This window comes from Gillisia marina (assembly GCF_000258765.1).
In the GTDB taxonomy this organism is placed as follows: domain Bacteria; phylum Bacteroidota; class Bacteroidia; order Flavobacteriales; family Flavobacteriaceae; genus Gillisia; species Gillisia marina.
On sequence record NZ_AJLT01000042.1, the window covers coordinates 21446 to 39442 of the forward strand.

Genomic DNA, 17997 nt, shown 5'->3' on the forward strand with positions numbered 1-17997 from the left:
GTTTAAACAAAATATTAACACAAAAACTTTAAATATTAACTCAAAACCTATTTTTAACTCAATGCTTTGGTTTTGTCCTGAAGCATTTTAATTTCATCTCTAAGTCTTGCCGCTGTCATAAAATCTAAATCTTTAGCTGCAGTTTCCATTTCTTTTCGTTTTGAACGAATTCGTTTTTCTAACTGAGGCTTGCTAAAATATTCTGTTTCTTTTTCAGCAGCTTTTAAAGTAGGTGCGGTTTCTATCACATAAGGATCTAATTTTTTTCCTACTAAAGAGCTTTCAATAGCTTTTATTAATGCCTGAGGTTCAATATTGTTTTTGGTATTGTAAGCGATTTGCTTTTCACGTCTATAATTTGTTTGATCGATTGTGGTTTGCATGCTATTGGTAATTTTATCAGCATACATAATCGCCCTTCCTTCTATATGCCTGGCAGCACGTCCAATGGTTTGTGTTAACGATCTATTACTTCTTAAAAAACCTTCTTTATCTGCATCTAAAATGGCAACTAAGGATACTTCCGGTAGATCTAATCCTTCTCTTAGTAAGTTCACTCCAATAAGCACATCAAAAATACCTTTTCTTAGATCCTGCATTATCTCTACACGTTCCAGAGTATCAACATCTGAATGGATGTATCTACATCTCACATTTATTCGGGTAAGGTATTTTGTCAGCTCTTCGGCCATTCTTTTGGTAAGTGTCGTAACTAAAACTCGCTGATCTTTTTCTGTTCGAACATGAATTTCTTCAATTAAATCATCTATCTGATTCAAACTAGGACGAACATCTATGATTGGATCTAACAATCCTGTTGGGCGAATTACCTGTTCTACATAAATACCTTCAGTTTTCTGCAATTCATAATCTGCAGGAGTAGCACTCACGTAAATAACCTGATTTTGAAGAGCTTCAAATTCTTCGAATTTTAATGGACGGTTATCCATGGCAGCGGGTAATCTAAAACCATAATCTACAAGGTTCTCTTTTCTAGAGCGGTCACCACCATACATGGCATGTACTTGCGGAATAGTTACGTGACTTTCATCTACAACCATTAAATAATCATCCGGGAAGTAATCTAAAAGGCAGAAAGGCCTCGTGCCGGGAAGTCTTCCATCCAAATAGCGCGAGTAATTCTCGATCCCTGAACAGTAACCTAATTCCCGAATCATTTCTAGATCAAAATTTGTACGTTCATCCAAACGCTTTGCCTCTAAATGTTTTCCGATATCTTGAAAATAATCGATTTGTTTTACAAGATCATCCTGAATTTCCCTAATTGCACCTTGAAGGACATCCGGTGAGGTTACAAACATATTTGCAGGATAGATATTCAGTCGTTCATATTTCTCCAAAACCTCATTAGTTTTTGGATCAAATTCCTCGATTTCTTCAATATCATCTCCAAAAAAGTGAATTCTAAAAGCATTATCGGCATAACTAGGAAAAACATCTACGGTATCCCCTTTAATTCTGAAATTACCATGACTAAAGTCTGCTTCGGTTCTAGAATATAAACTCTGAACTAATCTGTGCAGTAATTTAGTTCTGGAAATATGCATGTCTTTTTCAATAGAGACCACGTTCTTTTTGAATTCTACAGGGTTTCCAATACCATACAAACAGGAAACTGATGCGACAACTATGATATCACGCCTTCCGCTAAGTAGGGAAGAGGTAGTGCTTAATCGAAGTTTTTCAAGTTCTTCATTAATGGAAAGATCTTTTTCTATATAGGTTCCTGAAGTAGGAATAAATGCTTCGGGTTGGTAATAATCGTAATAACTCACAAAATATTCAACTGCATTATCCGGAAAGAACAGTTTAAATTCTGAATAAAGTTGTGCAGCTAATGTTTTGTTATGTGCCAAGACAAGAGTCGGGCGCTGAACTTCTTCAATGACATTGGCAACTGTAAAAGTTTTCCCGGAACCGGTAACCCCTAATAAGGTTTGATATTGTTCGTTCCCATCGAGTCCTGCAACTAGCTTCTTTATGGCTTGTGGTTGGTCTCCTGTAGGTTTGTAATCGGATTTTATTTTGAATTTCATGAATCTTTTTCTTAGCCTCACGAAAATAAGCAAATATTAGGCCTATTCAAATAGGTGTCATGCGCTTATCTAATAAGGCTAAAATGACCGCTAAATTCCTGTCCATTTCTTAATGAAGCCTGAAACCAATAGTCATCGGCTGGTAATGAGTGACCATTGAAAGTTCCATCCCAACCGTTCTCTGCACTACTTAATTGCTTCAGTAATTTTCCATAGCGATCAAAAATCGAGATATAATCTGTTCCTTCCATTAGCTTGTCGATGCCTTTTACATTCCAGAAATCATGTACGCCATCATTATTGGGAGTAAAAAAGTTATCATAGCCTAGCACCGCAATACTGGTAGAAATAATGGCACATTGCTGTTCATCACGAATATAAAGTGTTACAAATCCAGATGCTACATTCTGAAAAACATTACTTGTTTGATATGGACCATCAATATTATTCAAAGCAAATTCATAAGCTTCAGAAGCTCCTAGATTCAAAGTTATAGTATTACTATTAGCATTAACTTCAGCTTGACCTATATTGAGATCTTCAATTTGAGGTGGTGTATTCAGAATCAGTCTAATTTCAGAAATATTATAGCATTGCTCATTATTTAATTCTTCTACTCTTGCAAAAATTTCTTCTCCAGATGTAGTTATATTATTTGGAAGAGGATTTGTTTTATTTTGAGCACTTGTAAGATCATTATAATAACCAATGACATATGCGTTAGCAGCTAAGCCATTCAATATTTCATTATCTATAGTTGATAATGAAGCGGTTTCTTTTCCACTAAAATCGATATCACATAAATTATAATTATATGTAGGAGTTATAATTGGTCCATCATTAATAATAAGATCAAAATCCACGATTTTATAACAACCTGTTATATCATTTACAACACGTGCGTATATAGTCTTTCTAGGCGTTGAACTGGTATAAAGCCCCATTATCGGATTCGAATTATCTATTGCGTTAGCAAGTTCTTCATGATAACTAATGCTAGTTTGGTTTTGACTATTAATTTCCTGTTGAGTTGAAAAAACATCGAAATCTGTAATCCCATTAGCATTACACTTTTCTATATCTGCCGCAGAATTTACTTCTGGTCCATCTGGAAAAGGAAATGATCCAACGGTTGAGTTTCCTGTCCAATTTAAATTGAATGGACTTGAGCCTTCAGGTCTATCTATAACAATGAAATAGGTTTCCCCTGGTAGAACATCTAATGACTTTACATAGCTGTTCCCCAATTCCCCAGGTCCTTCACTGGTATCAACCTCCTCTTCACGCATCCCGGTATGATTATTCGCTAATCCTGCAGCGCGAGGATTTGTAGTAGAACATCGAATAGCAAAGTTTAGATTTCCACAAGTTGCATTTGGACCGTAGATGAAGAAATCATAATCTACTTTAATATCAGATCTGGTGGGAATAAGATCAAAGCCCAAAGTTCCACTTTTTGTGATTTCAATTTCTAACCAAATACTATTGTTTTCCTGGCTACTACAAGAATTTGAGCCGCTTAATTCTTGAACTCCAACACCGTTTGCATTTGTACTTAAGGCGCCATCTCCACAAACTTTAATCGCTCCTGCACAATCATTAATACCCGATTGGGCCCAGAAGGTGAGAGTCGTACCTAAAAGGAATATATAAAGAATCAGATTTTTTCTCACAGAACTAAAGCAGTCTATAAATTTATTATAATTACAGGTCTCTTTTCTTCAATAGAGCAAGCGATAAGTATACAAAGATTAGCGTCCAAACTATTACTATTAGTAGTTGATACCAATGCACACCGTAGTCCTTATCTAGCTCTTCTCCAATTTGGGTTGCTGCTGTTTTAATGAAATTTAATCGTGTAAATGGTTCAACCACAATATTACTCATCGCGGTTAGAGGGAAAAATTGCATGATATTTTCTGGAATGTCACTATCTCTAAACAATCTAAAATTTAAAACGCCATAGAGAATCCCTTCGAAGATCCACCAGATAAATAGAAAGCCCAATGCAAAAGCTGATCGTTTAATTAGAATCCCAATAAACATACAGAATGTGAAAAATCCAAGAAGCTTAATAAAATAGCCTACGATGTACTCCATGTCTGAAAAAACGATGGATAACTCCGTAAAATCTGAAAATGAATACCCAAGTATAAGTGAAACTACTAGAAGAAAAAATGTGGAGATCACAGCAAACAATACAACTGTTATAAATTTGGATAAAACGAACTCCTTCTTACTCAAGCCATCTATCAGGTTTTGTTTTAGCGTTCTATGGCTATATTCATTAGACATCATAGAAACAATCACGATTGCAAGGAACAGTTTTAATATGGCTGCTATATAGCTGTTAAAATGCCAGATAAAGGGGAAATTGAAGATCCCTTGATCTGCCAACCTAAAATGTACAGGCCCTAAATCAAATTCGATAGAAGCTATTAAAGCGATAAAAGTAATTAGGATGAAATATGTGCTTATTAAGATCTTAGCCGACCTGCTATATCTTAATTTATGTAATTCTATTTGTAATAATCGTAACATCTAAAGGGCAGTTTGGTTGGTTAATTGTAAAAATTGTTCTTCTAGACTTTCCTTTCTCTTTACCAGATACGAAAGTGTCATTCCTCTTTGGTGAAGAAAAGCGTTTAAATCATCGGCTCCCATTGGTTCTTCAAGAATAGCGGTTAAAAGTCCGTCATTTACAGTGATTTTTCCAATAGATGGATGATCTTCCAATATTTGCTGAAGTGTCACAAGATCTGTTGCTTTTAATTCGAAAAAGCCATGACTGGCATTCATTTCATCTACTTTTCCGCTATATAATTTCACTCCTTTTCTAATGATTACTACATGAGAACATACTTTTTCAACTTCATCTAACAAATGAGAAGCCAAGAGAATAGTGGTTCCCATGGAAGCAATTTTCCGAATGATCTCTCTAATTTGATGAATCCCTTGTGGGTCTAATCCATTAGTAGGTTCATCTAAAATTAATATTTCAGGATCGTTCAAAAGGGCAGAAGCGATTGCCAAACGCTGCTTCATCCCCAAAGAAAAAGTCTTGAATTTACTATCCTTTCGATCTAGCAAACCAACAATCTCCAGTTTTTCATCGATCTTATTCTGAGAAACTCCCTTGATTTTACAAACCAACGCAAGGTTTTGCGAAGCGGTCATATAAGGGTAAAAATTAGGATGCTCGATAATGGCTCCTACTTTTTTTAAGGCTTCGTGGGTAGAATCAGATCCATCAAACCAATGAAAATCTCCACTGGTTTTATTTACTACATTTAAAACCATTCCCAAAGTAGTAGATTTTCCACTTCCATTTGGCCCTAAAATGCCATAAACATTTCCTTTCTTAATTGTAAAGGATAGATTATTGACAGCTGTTAAACTTCCATACTTTTTGGTAAGCTGATTTATAGTAAGAATTGTTTCCAAATTATTCTGAATTTTTTAATAGGACGCCGAAGTTAACGTTTTGTTACTTCAGAAGTGAAACAGATAGTGTATTTTTGAAAAAACCCTAAGAATGGAAGAAAAGTTAATGTCGAGGAAAAAACCTTCCTTTCCTGTAAATGATCGGTTGCATAAGTATTTGGAGAAGTATAACAGAGATACTAAAATCCCTGTTTTTTATGACGATCTACTTAGATTCTCCGGTTCTATAGTGGTTTACGATCAAAATGATGAAGATACCCTTTGGGTGCGATGTTATTATTCTGATAGCGAACGGAACGAAATTGACGATTCATTAAAACATGTCTATGCAATTTTACATTCTGATGGTAGTGATGATTCTTTACCTTATTTAAGTATAGATGCAATCGATTACTGCACTTTTGGAAACTCCAAGCCTTTTAGAATTAGGGTTCGAAATACATTGAATGAAAGTTTCACGTATTTCTATATTAAGCTTGCTGATGCTTCCAGAATTTACGGATTAGAAATTGAACATATTTTATCCCCACACCGAATCAATTTTCTTGTGTATATGGACACGTTAATAGAAGAGCATATTGCAGGAATTCCGGGAGATGTTTTTATTCAGGATGAGCTGCCTAATTGTGATGAGCGTGCAAAAACCCAAATAGCCAAACAATTTGTAAAATTTAACGAGCGTTGTACAGTTCGCCTTCTAGGCGATATGAGGTCTTATAATTATGTGGTGATTCCAACTCACGATTTCGATCATGTGGAATATACTATTCGGGCAATAGATTTCGATCAGCAGTGTTACGAAGGAAACTTAAAAGTTTATAGGCCGCAATTCTTTAAGGAGAATTTTAAAATGGTGGAGTTAGTAACTCAAAAATTAGAGCACAGTTCCATAGAACAGTATAGAAAAGAAGAACGTTCCTTGCTAGCCAAGCGAATGATAAACGCGCAATCCCGATTTAAAGAATTGGTAAGATGCATGATTAACGATAACGTTTCTACTCCGGAAAATGTTAAGATGCTTCGGAAAGATCTTTACTTGTTTACCAACGATATGAAGTTTAAGAGAGCTAAGACGATGGGGCAAATCTTAAGAACGGCATTGGAATTCGTAAAAAGGAATTACGAAAATGTAAATTTAAAGAAGAGAAGGGTTTAACTCTTTTCTTCTTTATTGAAATATACCAAGTAGTAATACATTTGTTTTTCTTCGTCCCAACCTTTTTCTACAAATTTTTGAGCAGATTCCGGATTGATAAAATCCAATTTAATCTGAATATTGGTATCCAGATTAATGGTGTTTTTAATCGACTTTCTTGCTGAAGTTACTGCCGCATTCGCGATATTAAACTCAGTTAGATCTTCAATCTTATATTTAGGTGCTTTTTCTTGTTTGTAATTGTTAAATTCTGGAATAAGATCTGGGTTATCTATCACAGAATTTAAAAAGTTGCTTTCTTCAAAGGAGTCATTTTTCGCAAAATAATCTACACTTCGGTTCATAAACATCACTTCTTCTTTTTTGTCTTCAGCAGGAAGTACTACATCTTTAGCAAAATTCTGGCAAAATTTTAAGTATTTCTTAGTGTAGAAATTTTCATCTGCCAGCACATCTACTCCTAAGAAGTTTTCTAACCAATATTTGGTGTCATATCTGTTAGAATCTACAGAAAGGATCTTGTAGCCTTCAGCTCTATTCTTATTGAAGATCAAAGCTCCTTTATCCATTTTCTGAAGATTGATCCCTTGCTGAATCACCATTTCCAGCAATGAATCTTTTTCTTGAAACTGAAGGAAATCATGCTTTAATTCAGATTTAAAGATCCCGATTGCAGAAACTTTTTCATTATCCAAAAGCATGTTTTCAAAATATACTACATACACTTCTCCACTTTTAATGTGAGGGTGAGAAGATTGTTCGAATAACAAGGTGGTTATTTTTTTAGAAACCTCATGTACAGTATCGGGTGCATCGAAAATTTGATTTGCGAAATTATATAATTCGTTAAATTCAAGATCCGATTCGTGCGTAAACTGATAGTAATTTTCTTCTTTTTCTCTAAAAGATTTCAGAAAGTATTCTTTGATCAACGGAGCAATTTCATCATTCAACTCAAAAGGAGCTCCGGAAAGAAATATGTTTTCATTCCTACTTTTATTACCAACTCTGTGGATGGAAAGAGATTCAATTTGCGCGTTATATAAGTTGATCATAATAGAAGTGAGGTATTAGATGTGAGAATAAAGAATTGAGATAATAGTATTGAGATATTAGAATTTAGTATTGAGTATATATGAGTTAATTAGGTAAAATAACCTTGAATTTTGAACCTGGAACGAAAAAGCCGAATAATTTATCTAACTGTACACAGTGAGTGTAATAGAATGATTAGTTCCAGATGTCGTCGTAAGATAAGTCGTCAAAATTATCCAGATCTAAATCTGAATCATCGTCGTCATCATATTCATTCTTATCGGCTACAAACTCTTTATCCGGTGCATCGGTAGGAATTTGACCATGAACATACATCAAGTTTGGATAATCGCGCCCATCTTCAATTTCAGCAATATCGGCTAATTCTATAAGGAACGTCCACATGCTTAGAAAATCGTACACATAAATCAGCTTTCTTTGATTTTTAGAAACAACACTGTCTAAAGTGGTTTCATTCATTAATCGAACTGAATCAAGATCTTCGCCAAGATCGAACTGAGATATTTCTTCGCCTTGATTCCATTCGTCGTCGCTAATATAAAAAGCGGCCATTTCATTTCCATCAAATCCAAAAGCGTTCACGATAGAGTTATGAAAGTCTTCAAGAGTGCTCTCTTCTAAAATTTCAATATCTCTAAAAACGTCATCTTGTGCATCCAAAATAACTCTAAATCTATAAACCATTGTGATAATTTTTGTGGGGGCGAAGTTACAAACTTTTTATGCGAATTGGGGCACGCAGCGCTTCCAATAAAACATAAAATTGCACCCCAAATAAGAGGCTTGCAATTACGAGATGTAATGGCTGCGATAATGCTGGGAAATCGAAATTGTACATCGCAATTCCAGTAATGATTTCTAATCCAATAAGCACTAAGATCCAATTTACTTTATTAAATCCAAGCTTCAATTTTCTGTTTTGCCACCAAATAAGAAGGTTTAAAACCAGAACTAAAATGGAAAAAGATCTATGAATATAAAATATTACTGAAGGCTTTGAAAGCCATTGCTCCGGTGTATTATAACCCAGTAATTTTATTTGTTCATCTACAAATTGCCGAACTTGTGTTCCCAAAACTATTTGAATGAGGGTAAATATTACAGCAAAAACCGCTAGACTTCTGAAGCTTTTTAGGCTAATTTGAGTTTTAGATTTAGCTTTTGAAATATGGAGCAGATATAGAATAAGCGCCACAATTACCAAAGCCATCACCATATGGATCGTGATCTTAACCGGAGATAGGACGGAATATACTACAGTTGCTCCAAGCCAACCCTGAAAACCCATAAGGAATACAGATAACCAAGAAAGCAAGGTGATTTTTTTATTTTCTCTCCAATACTTCAGAGATAAAAATGCCATAATTAATACAGCTAATCCGGCAAGCGCACCAAGAAGTCTATTGATGTATTCTATCCAAGTATGCCAAGGATTAAAAATGGCATAATCGTGTTTGGTATATTTTACCCAGTTTTGAGAATTGTAAGAAGTTCCGGTTGTGAAATCTTTTTCGGCAGTCATTAAGGACTCGTCTACGATGATAACTTGTCCTTTTTTTATAATACCTGTCTGCTTGAAATTGAAGCTCAGTGATTTCTGTTGGTGGAATATAATATCCGAAGCATTTTGGCCAGTCCGGACAACCCATTCCAGACCCCGTCATGCGTACCACGCTCCGGCAATAATCACCAAATAAATTAAAACCAATGAAATTTTTGCTAATTTTCTATACACTATATCTTGTTGTTTGAATTAAAGACCAAAAACATTTGCAAAGATTTTTTGATTTTCAAAATTAAAATAATTTGTTCTGTCTGTTCGAGCGTAGACGAGAACTATTAACTTCAAAAGGAGGTTTCGACTCCGCTCAACCTGACACCCTACTTTACATTATAATTTTGATACGAACAAAACTACCTACCTTAATTGAATTAATTTATTTAACCGGTTCTAGCCCAAGTTCCTTTCCTTTTTTCAACATATAAGCTTTTGCAGCCTCATATTCATTAGGAATTTCTCCTTCTAAAATTGCTTCTTTTATTGCTTCTTTTATCATACCGATCTCTCTGGAAGGTTTTAAATTAAAAAATTCCATGATCTCCTCCCCCGAAACAGGTGGTTGAAAATTCCTGATATGATCTTTCTCTTCAACCTCTTTTATTTTCTGGCGAACCTTTTTGAAATTGTTATGGTATTTTTTAAATCGCTTTGGATTTTTAGTGGTGATGTCTGCCTCGCATAAAGTCATAAGATCTTCAATGTCATTTCCTGCATCAAACACTAATCTTCTTACTGCAGAATCGGTTACATTTTCATCTGAAATAACAATAGGTCTAGAGCTCATTAACACCAGTTTTTGCACTAGTTTCATCTTATCGTTCAACGGCATTTTCATCTGCTTAAAAAGCTTGTATACCATTTTAGATCCAACGAACTCATGTCCATGAAAAGTCCAGCCTATCTTTTTATGGAATTTCTTAGTGGGTGCTTTTCCAATATCATGAAGTAATGCTGCCCAACGTAACCAAAGGTCGTCGGTGTTTTCAGCAATATTATCTACCACTTCCAACGTATGCCAAAAGTTATCTTTATGCTTTTGACCTTCAATCTCTTCTATTCCTTCTAATGCTGTTAGCTGCGGAAGAATAATTGGCAAAAGTCCGGTTTTATGTAACAGAGCAAATCCTATAGATGGCTTTTCTGAAAGTAGGATTTTATTGAGCTCCTCTACAATTCTTTCTTTCGAAATTATCTTAATTCGATTTTTATTCTTGGAAATTGAAGCCAAAGACTTTGGTTCGATTTTAAAATGAAGTTGCGTTGCAAAACGGATAGCTCGTAACATCCGTAAAGGATCGTCGGAATAAGTGATATCTGGATCTAAAGGCGTTTGAATGAGCTGATGCTTTAAATCTTCGATTCCATTAAATGGATCTACTAAATCCCCAAAATGATCTTCGCCTAGGTTTAAAGCTAAGGCATTAATAGTAAAATCGCGTCTTTTCTGGTCGTCTTCAAGACTTCCGTCTTCTACTACCGGGTTTCTGCTATCTTCAGTATAACTTTCCTTTCTAGCGCCCACGAACTCGATCTCCAAATCGAAAGCTCTAAGCATTGCGGTGCCATAAGTTTTAAAAATTTGAACTTTTGGATTATTGGGCAATAATCTGGATACCTCTGTTGCCAATTCAATTCCACTCCCAATGGCAACGATATCTATATCTTTTGGCTCCCCACGGTCTAGCAGAAAATCTCTTACAAATCCTCCAATTACATAACTTTCCAAATTTAAATTTTCTGCTGCCTGAGAAATAATCTTAAAAATGGGATGTTTTAAAGCTGACTTGTAGTTGTTGTTTTTAGGCATATTTTATTGTCGAATCACCTTAACACTTCCATCTTTACCGATCTTGATAATGGAGGAAGGTTGGTCTGATATTTTTGAATGCTGCAAATTTACTATATAGTCCACACCTTTTAAAATTTCCGGGCTTATTTGCGAGAAAGATTTTGGAGTTGGTTCTCCACTAATATTTGCAGAGGTGGACACCAATGCTCTTCTAAATTTATAGATCAAGGGTTCACAAAATCTATCTTTTACCACCCTAATTGCCAAGGTTTCATCTGATGCAATAAGGTTATTAGCAACTTTTATTGGATCATCATAAATTATGGTGGTAGGTTTTACCGCATAATCTATTAGATCGTATGCAATATTTGGAATTTTATTTACATACTGTTCCAGCATTTTTACAGAATTCACCAAGCAAATCATTGCTTTGGTTTCTTCTCTTTGTTTTAATTTATAAACTTTTGCAACTGCTTTAGGATTAGTGGCATCGCAACCAATTCCCCAAACAGTATCGGTTGGATATAAAATAATTCCACCTCTTTTTAAAACTTCAAGGGTGTTTTCTATTTCCTGTTTTATATTATTTTCCATCGAGAACTAATTTATATTCTTGTAATGTTTTAGCAGCCATCATCGCTGTGGTATACTTTTCGTGAACTTTTTGATATGAAATAGTTGTGAATTTTTCTATCAATTCGGGGTTATTTAATACTTCAATAATCTGATCTGCAAGTAGTTTATAATTCCCGGAAGGAGCTAGAAACCCATTTTTACCATGGGCTATGATTTCTGAAATTCCTCCAACATCTGTACTTATTACAGGGGTTTTATTTAGAAAAGATTCATAAATAAATTGAGGAATTCCCTCACTTTTTGATGTAACCAAAGAAACATTAAATTGAGGGATAAGCTTAGAAGCATTCGGAATTACATTCGTTAAGGTGATATATTTAGATAGATTAAATCTTTCAATTTTTTCAATAAGCTCAGGGGTTTCTGTGGTGTAATTGCCAATCTGAAAAAAATGAAGATCTTTAATTCCTTTGACGTGCACCAAGTAATAAGCAACTTTAATAAAGGTATCTAAATCTTTGGGCCAATTGTGATTGGCAATATTCCCTATGATCTTTTTTGAGTCTCCAATATTGTAATACTCTTTTATATTTATATATTTTGAAGTATTAAATCCATTAATCTTTGTGCCATGATAGATTGAGACTAATTTTTTGGGATCGTTTACAGTGGTTGCGGTAATTGCTTTAGTTGCTTCAGAAACACAAAGAATTCTTTTGATTTTTTTATAATTGTATTTGTAAAGGGTCTGTTTACGGGATCGTATGGGAAAGGTGGTTTTTTTACTGAAAATAAAGGTTGGTAAATTATATAGATGATCTGCCATAATGCAAAGCGTTAAAGCTGTGCTATCATGAATATGTATCAGGTCTATTTTTTTCTTTTTACAAATCTCAATCAATTTAAAACAGAATCTCAAATCCATTTTAAAATTAATCCTTACGGTTTCAAAATCAATCTCTGAATTCTGAAGCTTCCTATGAAAAAGTCCATTTTTAATACATAAAATGGTGTTTTGGGAATCGGGAGCTATTTTCTGAAGCTCATTGCAAAGGTTCTCTATATGGTTTTCACCACCACCCCAACTTTTAACCGCAGAAACGTGTAAAATATGCACAAGCTTACTTTTTTAGTGTTTTTTACTATCCTAAGATTTTTGAATATAGCTTAATATACTCTTTTGCAGTAGTATCCCAATTAAATTTTTGTGCTCTGTTTCTCAATTCTTTTTGATAAATGGTTTTTTGTTTTTCAAAAGTATTCATTCCATTTGTGAAGACAGTTGCCATAGATTCACCATCAAAACTATCCCAGTAGAAAGAGTATTTACCTCCTATTTCAGGTAAAGATGTACGATTGGCTAAGAATACGGGCTTACCATATGCCATAGCTTCTATAGGTGGTAAACCAAAACCTTCAAAAAGAGAAGGAAATACAAAAGCTTCACAATTTTGAAGATAATAATGTTTTTCTTGTTCAGATATTTTACCTGCTAAGTACACTTTATCTTCCAGCTTAAATTTACTAATTTCATGCTGCACAACTTCCTTATAAGGTTTATCGTTATTACCAGCAATAATAAGTTGATAATCGCTTTTTAAATGATGCAACATACTAATTAAGCTATGAAAGTTCTTCATTTCTAAAAATTGACCAATGCAAAAAATAAAGGGCTTATTTAAATTGAAATTTACGATAGGTTTGGCAATTTTTTCTTCTGAAGCTATTACTGGATTCCCATTGTAAATTACAGGTTGGTGTAAATTTGAAGGGATATTTAAGTAGTGATTAGCAGATTGTTTAGCGTGGTTAGAGATATATGCGATTGCATCGCATCTATCAATTTTTCGTTGCAGCTGCTCAATATCTTCTTTTTTAATATTTTCTATTGGGTCTTTTTCCAAAAAAATAACATCATGCAACGTGAGAAGATATGGCATTTTATGCCTAGGCTCTATTTTAGAATTCTGATTTAGAGAATGCCATAGGTCGTACTTTTTTCGAGTTCTAAAAAATTCGTACCTACTTAAAGAGTAATATTTCTGAAAATCTATTTGCCCATCAAATTCTTTGATAGAAGACTTCGATTTAGCGTTAACAATGAATTTAAATTCTTCATTATTGCTAATCAGGTTTTTGATTAGCCAATAATTAAATTGCCCAAAACCAGAGTACATGTTTTTAATGTTATGCGCTTCGAGTAATATTCTTTTTTGTTTTGGCATTAATAAAAACAGGTTAAATAATTTATTTCAACAATTTTAAAAGCAATTAATCTCTAATCTTTTTATAAAAATTATAATAATTCTGCTCCATAACTTTCAATGTAAATTTAGAATTCACAAGTTCGAATGCCTTATTTATAATTTTGTTTCTTAATTCAGGGTCATTAATAAGTTTTGTAGCATTAGCCGCAAGTTTTTTAGGATTTTTTACAGGAGAGATCATCCCTGTTTCTTCATTTATAATAGCCTCTCCAGTTCCACCAGCAGCGGTAGCAACTACGGGAACTTTACAGGCAAAAGCTTCCATAATAGAAAGTGGTAATCCTTCTGTTTCTGAAGAAAGTAGAAACAAATCTAATTCCGGTAAAATTTCAGGAATATCTTTTCTAAATCCTGTAAAAATTACATGCTTATGAATTCCTAATTCTTTGGCATAAGCTTTTAGTTCCTCTTCTAAAGGTCCTTGCCCCACAATTAAGAATATTATTTTCTTATTTGTTTCAGCTAGAATAATTTTGGCAGAATCCAGAAATGTAAAAAGATCTTTTTGTCTTGTTAAACCTGCAATATTACCAATAATAAGGGTTTTTTCTGGGATATTATAGCTAGCTCTAAGAATTCCGGTATCTAAAGAATTTTCAAATTTTTCGACATCAATTCCATCATAAATTACTTGTGCTTTATCATTATTGTTTAGCACAGGAGTTAAAACATCTTTTACCGCCTGAGAAACACATACAATTCTATCTATTCTATGATGGTTGTATTTTAAGACTTTAAAGAAATTTTTGTGAACTTTATTGTTTCTTTTTCTGGAATAGACCAATTTCAATTTCGGAAAAAACTTCACTAACAATAAACTCATGGAAAAAGCTTTAGAGTCATGAACATGTAAAATATCTATTTGTTCTTCTTTAAGAGTTTTAAATAATTTTTTAATGAAGGCAATGGAATACTTGGAATTTCTTGAAGCCGTAAAATGTGGGATATCATGCTCAATACATTTTTTTTTGTAAAACTGAATTGTCTGGACAAAAAATATATTGTTGAAGATCCAAGTGGGGTTTTAATATAGAGTAGGTGGTAAGCATCTGATTATCTCCCCCGCGCCATTCTATTATAGTTGAAACATGTAAAATTTTCATTTTGCTAAATTAGTTTTTTTATAATTTTAAAGGACTTTCAATTATATTAATTCTGAAGTTATACTAACTTTACTGCATGAGAGCAGTTTTTTCTGAAGCATACAAGAATCAGCAATCTATAGTTGAAGACTTTGTTAATAATTTTTCTGACGAACAAGGAGAGTTATTTGGGAAAGGAGATAGGAATAAAATCAAGTTATTTCCACTTGATGGCAAGCTTATTAACATTAAATCCTTTAAGGTTCCAAATGCAGTAAACAAAATTGCTTACAGATTTTTAAGAAAATCTAAGGCAGAACGCTCCTTTAATTATGCTCAATACCTAATCTCGAAAAATATAGGCACACCATATCCTATAGCTTTTGCTGAAAATAAAACAACTTTTTTTTTTCTTGAAAGCTACTATGTTAGTGAGCATTTGGAATGCAATCTTACCTACAGAGAGCTGGTTACACAGCCAAATTATCCGGATCACGAGAATATCCTCCGCGCTTTTACTAGATTTACCTTTGAATTACACCAAAAGAGAATTGAATTCTTAGATCATTCTCCTGGTAACACATTGATTAAGAAGGATATTACAGGAGCTTATGAATTTTTTCTAGTAGATCTAAATAGAATGAATTTTAGAGACCTGAATTTTTTAGATAGAATGAAAAATTTTGCCAGACTTACTCCTAAAATAGAAATGGTGCAAATAATGGCCGATGAATATTCAAAATTGATAAAAGAGGATAAAGACATCGTTTTTGAAACGATGTGGAGATATACTCAAGAGTTTCAAAATAAGTTTAAGCGTAAAAAAGAATTAAAGAAAAAGCTAAAATTCTGGAAAGCTTAGCCTGTTTTTTTCTTTCCGTTTAAGGGTCGCTTAACGGTCTTCAAGGTGAAATAATTGAGTTGCTTTCTTATTTTAAATTTTCTTATCAAATTAAGAGGTTTCTTTTTTAGATTCGATCTATCGCTATTTAAAAATGTTATACAACTATTTATTACTCGCTGGCTGGAATTTCCATCGGAATAGGGGTGCGTAATTTTAATATAATTCTGAATAGCAGCCATAATAGTTTTTGGCTTGGTTAGCGCCTTCGTTAGAGCTGCTTCAATTTCAGAGATATCTGTAATATCAATAAAATGGTCTCCCGGTTTATTGTTATTAAAAGTTACTACTGGTTTTCCTTGAAGTATAAATTCCGTAATTGCTGATGTGGTATCAGAAAACATAATATCTGCTTTTTTGAAAAGCGGAATTATATCCGTAGTATCGTAATAGGTGAGGTTCTCATTTTGCATATTCTTGAAAACTTCCACTTTTTCTTTGGGTAATTTTGGATGTAAAACTACCTTAAATTCCCACTTTCCTATTTTAGATAATCTTTTAATTTCATTTACAACTTGCTCGTTGTAAGTTAAGCTGTATTTTGGAGAGAAAGTAGAAGAGATTAATATAACGGGTTTTTCTAAAGAATTTTCTTCTATTGGGAATAAAGGATCAACTTTGGACCAACCTGTTTCTATGACTTCAAAATGCTTGTGTTGTTTTTGTAATTTCTTAAAGGGGCCAGTTGTAGAAGGACCTTGTGTACAATATAGGTCGAAAAACCCTCGTATTCTAAAATGACCTTTTTTGAAACTATGTTTATTGGCTAGAAATCCATGGAAAATCTGAACTTTAATTCCCGGAATAAAATCTGCTAAACTATCGGTAATAGTCAACACAATATGTGGGTTATATGAAATGACATCTTCTATGGTATTAAGAAGTTCACCGTGTTTTGGGAAATACGCTTTTGTATAATCCAGATCCGAAAACCATTTTACTTCATAGCCTTGCTTTAAAATTTCTTCTTGAAGCGGGGCACCAATGGGTAATGCATAGGTATGACTTATATAAATTAAAAACCGATACTTCATTATTTACTCCTAGGGTTTATGAAATTTAGCAATTTTTCTTCAAAATACGAAGGTTTAAATTGGCTGTATAATTCTTTAGATTTTTTCTGAATATATCTATTGGACTGATTGAGAAATAACTCCGGTTTGTAATCTTTAATGTGTACCGAAACATTTGTTGTTCCATTTTCGTACATACTCCAATTCTCCTTTGGTACACCTGGTGAAAAAATAGAAAATGTAGGTACGTCCAATGCTTTAGCCATATTAACTGCACCTCCCTCATTTCCAATAAGGCCATCACAATGAGAAGTAAGCGCAAGAAATTCTCTAAGATCTTTTCCAAACAAATCTAAAAAGATAGACTTTTGGGTTTCAGGATTGCACAGCTGATAAATTTTTGATGCATCCTCCTTCTGACTTGGAATATAATTGAAAAGTAATTGTGCATTTGTTTTAAATACTATAAAATCTAAAACCTCAGCGAGGTATGCTTTAGGATAGGTTTTAACCGCTGAACTTCCCAAAACCGAAATCATATAAAGTGGTTTACTGCTAACAATTCCCACATTCTCTAATTGCTGTTTTGCTTTTAGCTTTTCTTCAGCAGTTAGATAAATTTTAGGTTTAATCTCCTTAGGAATGTTTTTTAAAACTGGATTTAATAAAAGTAACCGCTTTTCTACCGCCGGACCTGCATTGGTTTGTGCAGTGATATTTCTATTAAAATGACGGGTGTGAAAGGGCTTTGTATACCATTTATTAAAAGAAACCCGAATGGTGGCTCCAGAATATAAGCTAGTAATTGCTGAACCTAATTTGGCATATACATCTATCACAGCATCATAACGCTCCTTTTTTACCTCGCCAAGAAAGGTAGCGAATTGGATTGCTTTTTTAGTTTTCTCCTCAAAATGAAGTATTTTATCTATAAACGGATTATGCTCAAGCACCGGTTTGGTATGAGCATAAACGAGATAATGCAATTCTGCATTTGGATACTCATTGCGTAGTGCTTCAAACAGAATAGAAGAAGTTAGCACGTCTCCTATCATTTTCTGCTGAATCACTAATATTTTCATTCTAATTTATATT

The 17997-nt window shown here is 33.7% G+C and carries 15 protein-coding genes and 1 pseudogene; 2 read left to right on the plus strand and 14 right to left on the minus strand.

The window, feature by feature from the left end; translation table 11 throughout:
* Positions 1–53: 53 nt before the first annotated feature.
* The 4 genes from uvrB to ON07_RS10670 all read right to left on the minus strand — a co-directional run bounded on the left by uvrB (position 54) and on the right by ON07_RS10670 (position 5501).
* Positions 54–2057: an excinuclease ABC subunit UvrB gene (gene uvrB, locus ON07_RS10655; RefSeq protein WP_010231122.1), complete on the minus strand. Its 2004-nt coding sequence runs from the start codon at positions 2055–2057 to the stop codon at positions 54–56.
* Positions 2058–2122: 65 nt separating this feature from the next.
* Entirely contained in the window at positions 2123–3730 is a 1608-nt protein-coding gene (locus tag ON07_RS10660) for a T9SS type B sorting domain-containing protein (protein ID WP_010231124.1), read from the minus strand.
* 31 nt (positions 3731–3761) lie between these two features.
* Positions 3762–4598, minus strand: coding sequence for an ABC transporter permease (locus ON07_RS10665; protein ID WP_010231126.1), 837 nt, complete (start codon positions 4596–4598; stop codon positions 3762–3764).
* On the minus strand, positions 4599–5501 hold the full coding sequence (locus ON07_RS10670) for an ABC transporter ATP-binding protein (RefSeq protein ID WP_010231128.1): 903 nt from the start codon (positions 5499–5501) through the stop codon (positions 4599–4601).
* Between the two features lie 91 nt (positions 5502–5592).
* Here ON07_RS10670 and ON07_RS10675 point away from each other — a divergent pair, with 91 nt between their 5' ends.
* Positions 5593–6657, plus strand: a complete 1065-nt coding sequence (locus ON07_RS10675) for a hypothetical protein (RefSeq protein WP_010231130.1) — start codon at positions 5593–5595, stop codon at positions 6655–6657.
* On the opposite strand, the gene ON07_RS10680 is transcribed toward ON07_RS10675, so the two are convergent.
* From ON07_RS10680 to ON07_RS10715, 8 genes and pseudogenes are all read right to left on the minus strand, one after another.
* Positions 6654–7712, minus strand: a complete 1059-nt coding sequence (locus tag ON07_RS10680; RefSeq protein WP_010231134.1) for a nucleoid-associated protein — start codon at positions 7710–7712, stop codon at positions 6654–6656. The genes ON07_RS10675 and ON07_RS10680 overlap by 4 nt on opposite strands.
* Positions 7713–7887: 175 nt before the next feature.
* Complete coding sequence (locus tag ON07_RS10685; RefSeq protein WP_010231137.1) at positions 7888–8397, minus strand: IS1096 element passenger TnpR family protein; 510 nt, start codon at positions 8395–8397, stop codon at positions 7888–7890.
* 25 nt (positions 8398–8422) lie between these two features.
* Positions 8423–9448: pseudogene (locus ON07_RS15285) on the minus strand (COX15/CtaA family protein).
* 202 nt (positions 9449–9650) lie between these two features.
* Positions 9651–11081: a CCA tRNA nucleotidyltransferase gene (locus ON07_RS10695; protein WP_010231143.1), complete on the minus strand. Its 1431-nt coding sequence runs from the start codon at positions 11079–11081 to the stop codon at positions 9651–9653.
* 3 nt (positions 11082–11084) lie between these two features.
* A complete protein-coding gene (locus ON07_RS10700; protein WP_010231147.1) occupies positions 11085–11657 on the minus strand; it encodes an L-threonylcarbamoyladenylate synthase in 573 nt (190 codons plus the stop codon).
* Complete coding sequence (locus ON07_RS10705; RefSeq protein ID WP_010231151.1) at positions 11647–12756, minus strand: glycosyltransferase family 4 protein; 1110 nt, start codon at positions 12754–12756, stop codon at positions 11647–11649. Before ON07_RS10705 ends, ON07_RS10700 begins: the two co-directional genes overlap by 11 nt.
* A gap of 25 nt (positions 12757–12781) precedes the next feature.
* Positions 12782–13543: a glycosyltransferase family 4 protein gene (locus ON07_RS10710; protein WP_237708907.1), complete on the minus strand. Its 762-nt coding sequence runs from the start codon at positions 13541–13543 to the stop codon at positions 12782–12784.
* Positions 13544–13910: 367 nt separating this feature from the next.
* Positions 13911–14918, minus strand: a complete 1008-nt coding sequence (locus ON07_RS10715; protein WP_316928143.1) for a glycosyltransferase — start codon at positions 14916–14918, stop codon at positions 13911–13913.
* A 167-nt stretch (positions 14919–15085) separates the two neighbouring features.
* Here ON07_RS10715 and ON07_RS10720 point away from each other — a divergent pair, with 167 nt between their 5' ends.
* Positions 15086–15850, plus strand: coding sequence for a lipopolysaccharide kinase InaA family protein (locus ON07_RS10720; RefSeq protein WP_010231160.1), 765 nt, complete (start codon positions 15086–15088; stop codon positions 15848–15850).
* On the opposite strand, the gene ON07_RS10725 is transcribed toward ON07_RS10720, so the two are convergent.
* The gene (locus ON07_RS10725; RefSeq protein WP_010231162.1) at positions 15847–16923 is read right to left on the minus strand and encodes a CDP-glycerol glycerophosphotransferase; all 1077 of its coding nucleotides are present in this window, start codon (positions 16921–16923) and stop codon (positions 15847–15849) included. The two genes, ON07_RS10720 and ON07_RS10725, sit on opposite strands and share 4 nt — an antisense overlap.
* Complete coding sequence (locus ON07_RS10730) at positions 16923–17984, minus strand: glycosyltransferase family 9 protein (RefSeq protein ID WP_010231165.1); 1062 nt, start codon at positions 17982–17984, stop codon at positions 16923–16925. The genes ON07_RS10725 and ON07_RS10730 overlap by 1 nt, the downstream gene beginning before the upstream one ends.
* Positions 17985–17997 lie beyond the last annotated feature (13 nt).

Coding starts and splice junctions, on each gene's coding strand:
- uvrB (WP_010231122.1), bottom strand. CDS start 2,057: ATGAAATTCAAAATAAAATCCGATTACAAACCTACAGGAGACCAACCA.
- ON07_RS10665 (WP_010231126.1), bottom strand. CDS start 4,598: ATGTTACGATTATTACAAATAGAATTACATAAATTAAGATATAGCAGG.
- ON07_RS10675 (WP_010231130.1), top strand. CDS start 5,593: ATGGAAGAAAAGTTAATGTCGAGGAAAAAACCTTCCTTTCCTGTAAAT.
- ON07_RS10680 (WP_010231134.1), bottom strand. CDS start 7,712: ATGATCAACTTATATAACGCGCAAATTGAATCTCTTTCCATCCACAGA.
- ON07_RS10685 (WP_010231137.1), bottom strand. CDS start 8,397: ATGGTTTATAGATTTAGAGTTATTTTGGATGCACAAGATGACGTTTTT.
- ON07_RS10695 (WP_010231143.1), bottom strand. CDS start 11,081: ATGCCTAAAAACAACAACTACAAGTCAGCTTTAAAACATCCCATTTTT.
- ON07_RS10700 (WP_010231147.1), bottom strand. CDS start 11,657: ATGGAAAATAATATAAAACAGGAAATAGAAAACACCCTTGAAGTTTTA.
- ON07_RS10720 (WP_010231160.1), top strand. CDS start 15,086: ATGAGAGCAGTTTTTTCTGAAGCATACAAGAATCAGCAATCTATAGTT.
- ON07_RS10725 (WP_010231162.1), bottom strand. CDS start 16,923: ATGAAGTATCGGTTTTTAATTTATATAAGTCATACCTATGCATTACCC.
- ON07_RS10730 (WP_010231165.1), bottom strand. CDS start 17,984: ATGAAAATATTAGTGATTCAGCAGAAAATGATAGGAGACGTGCTAACT.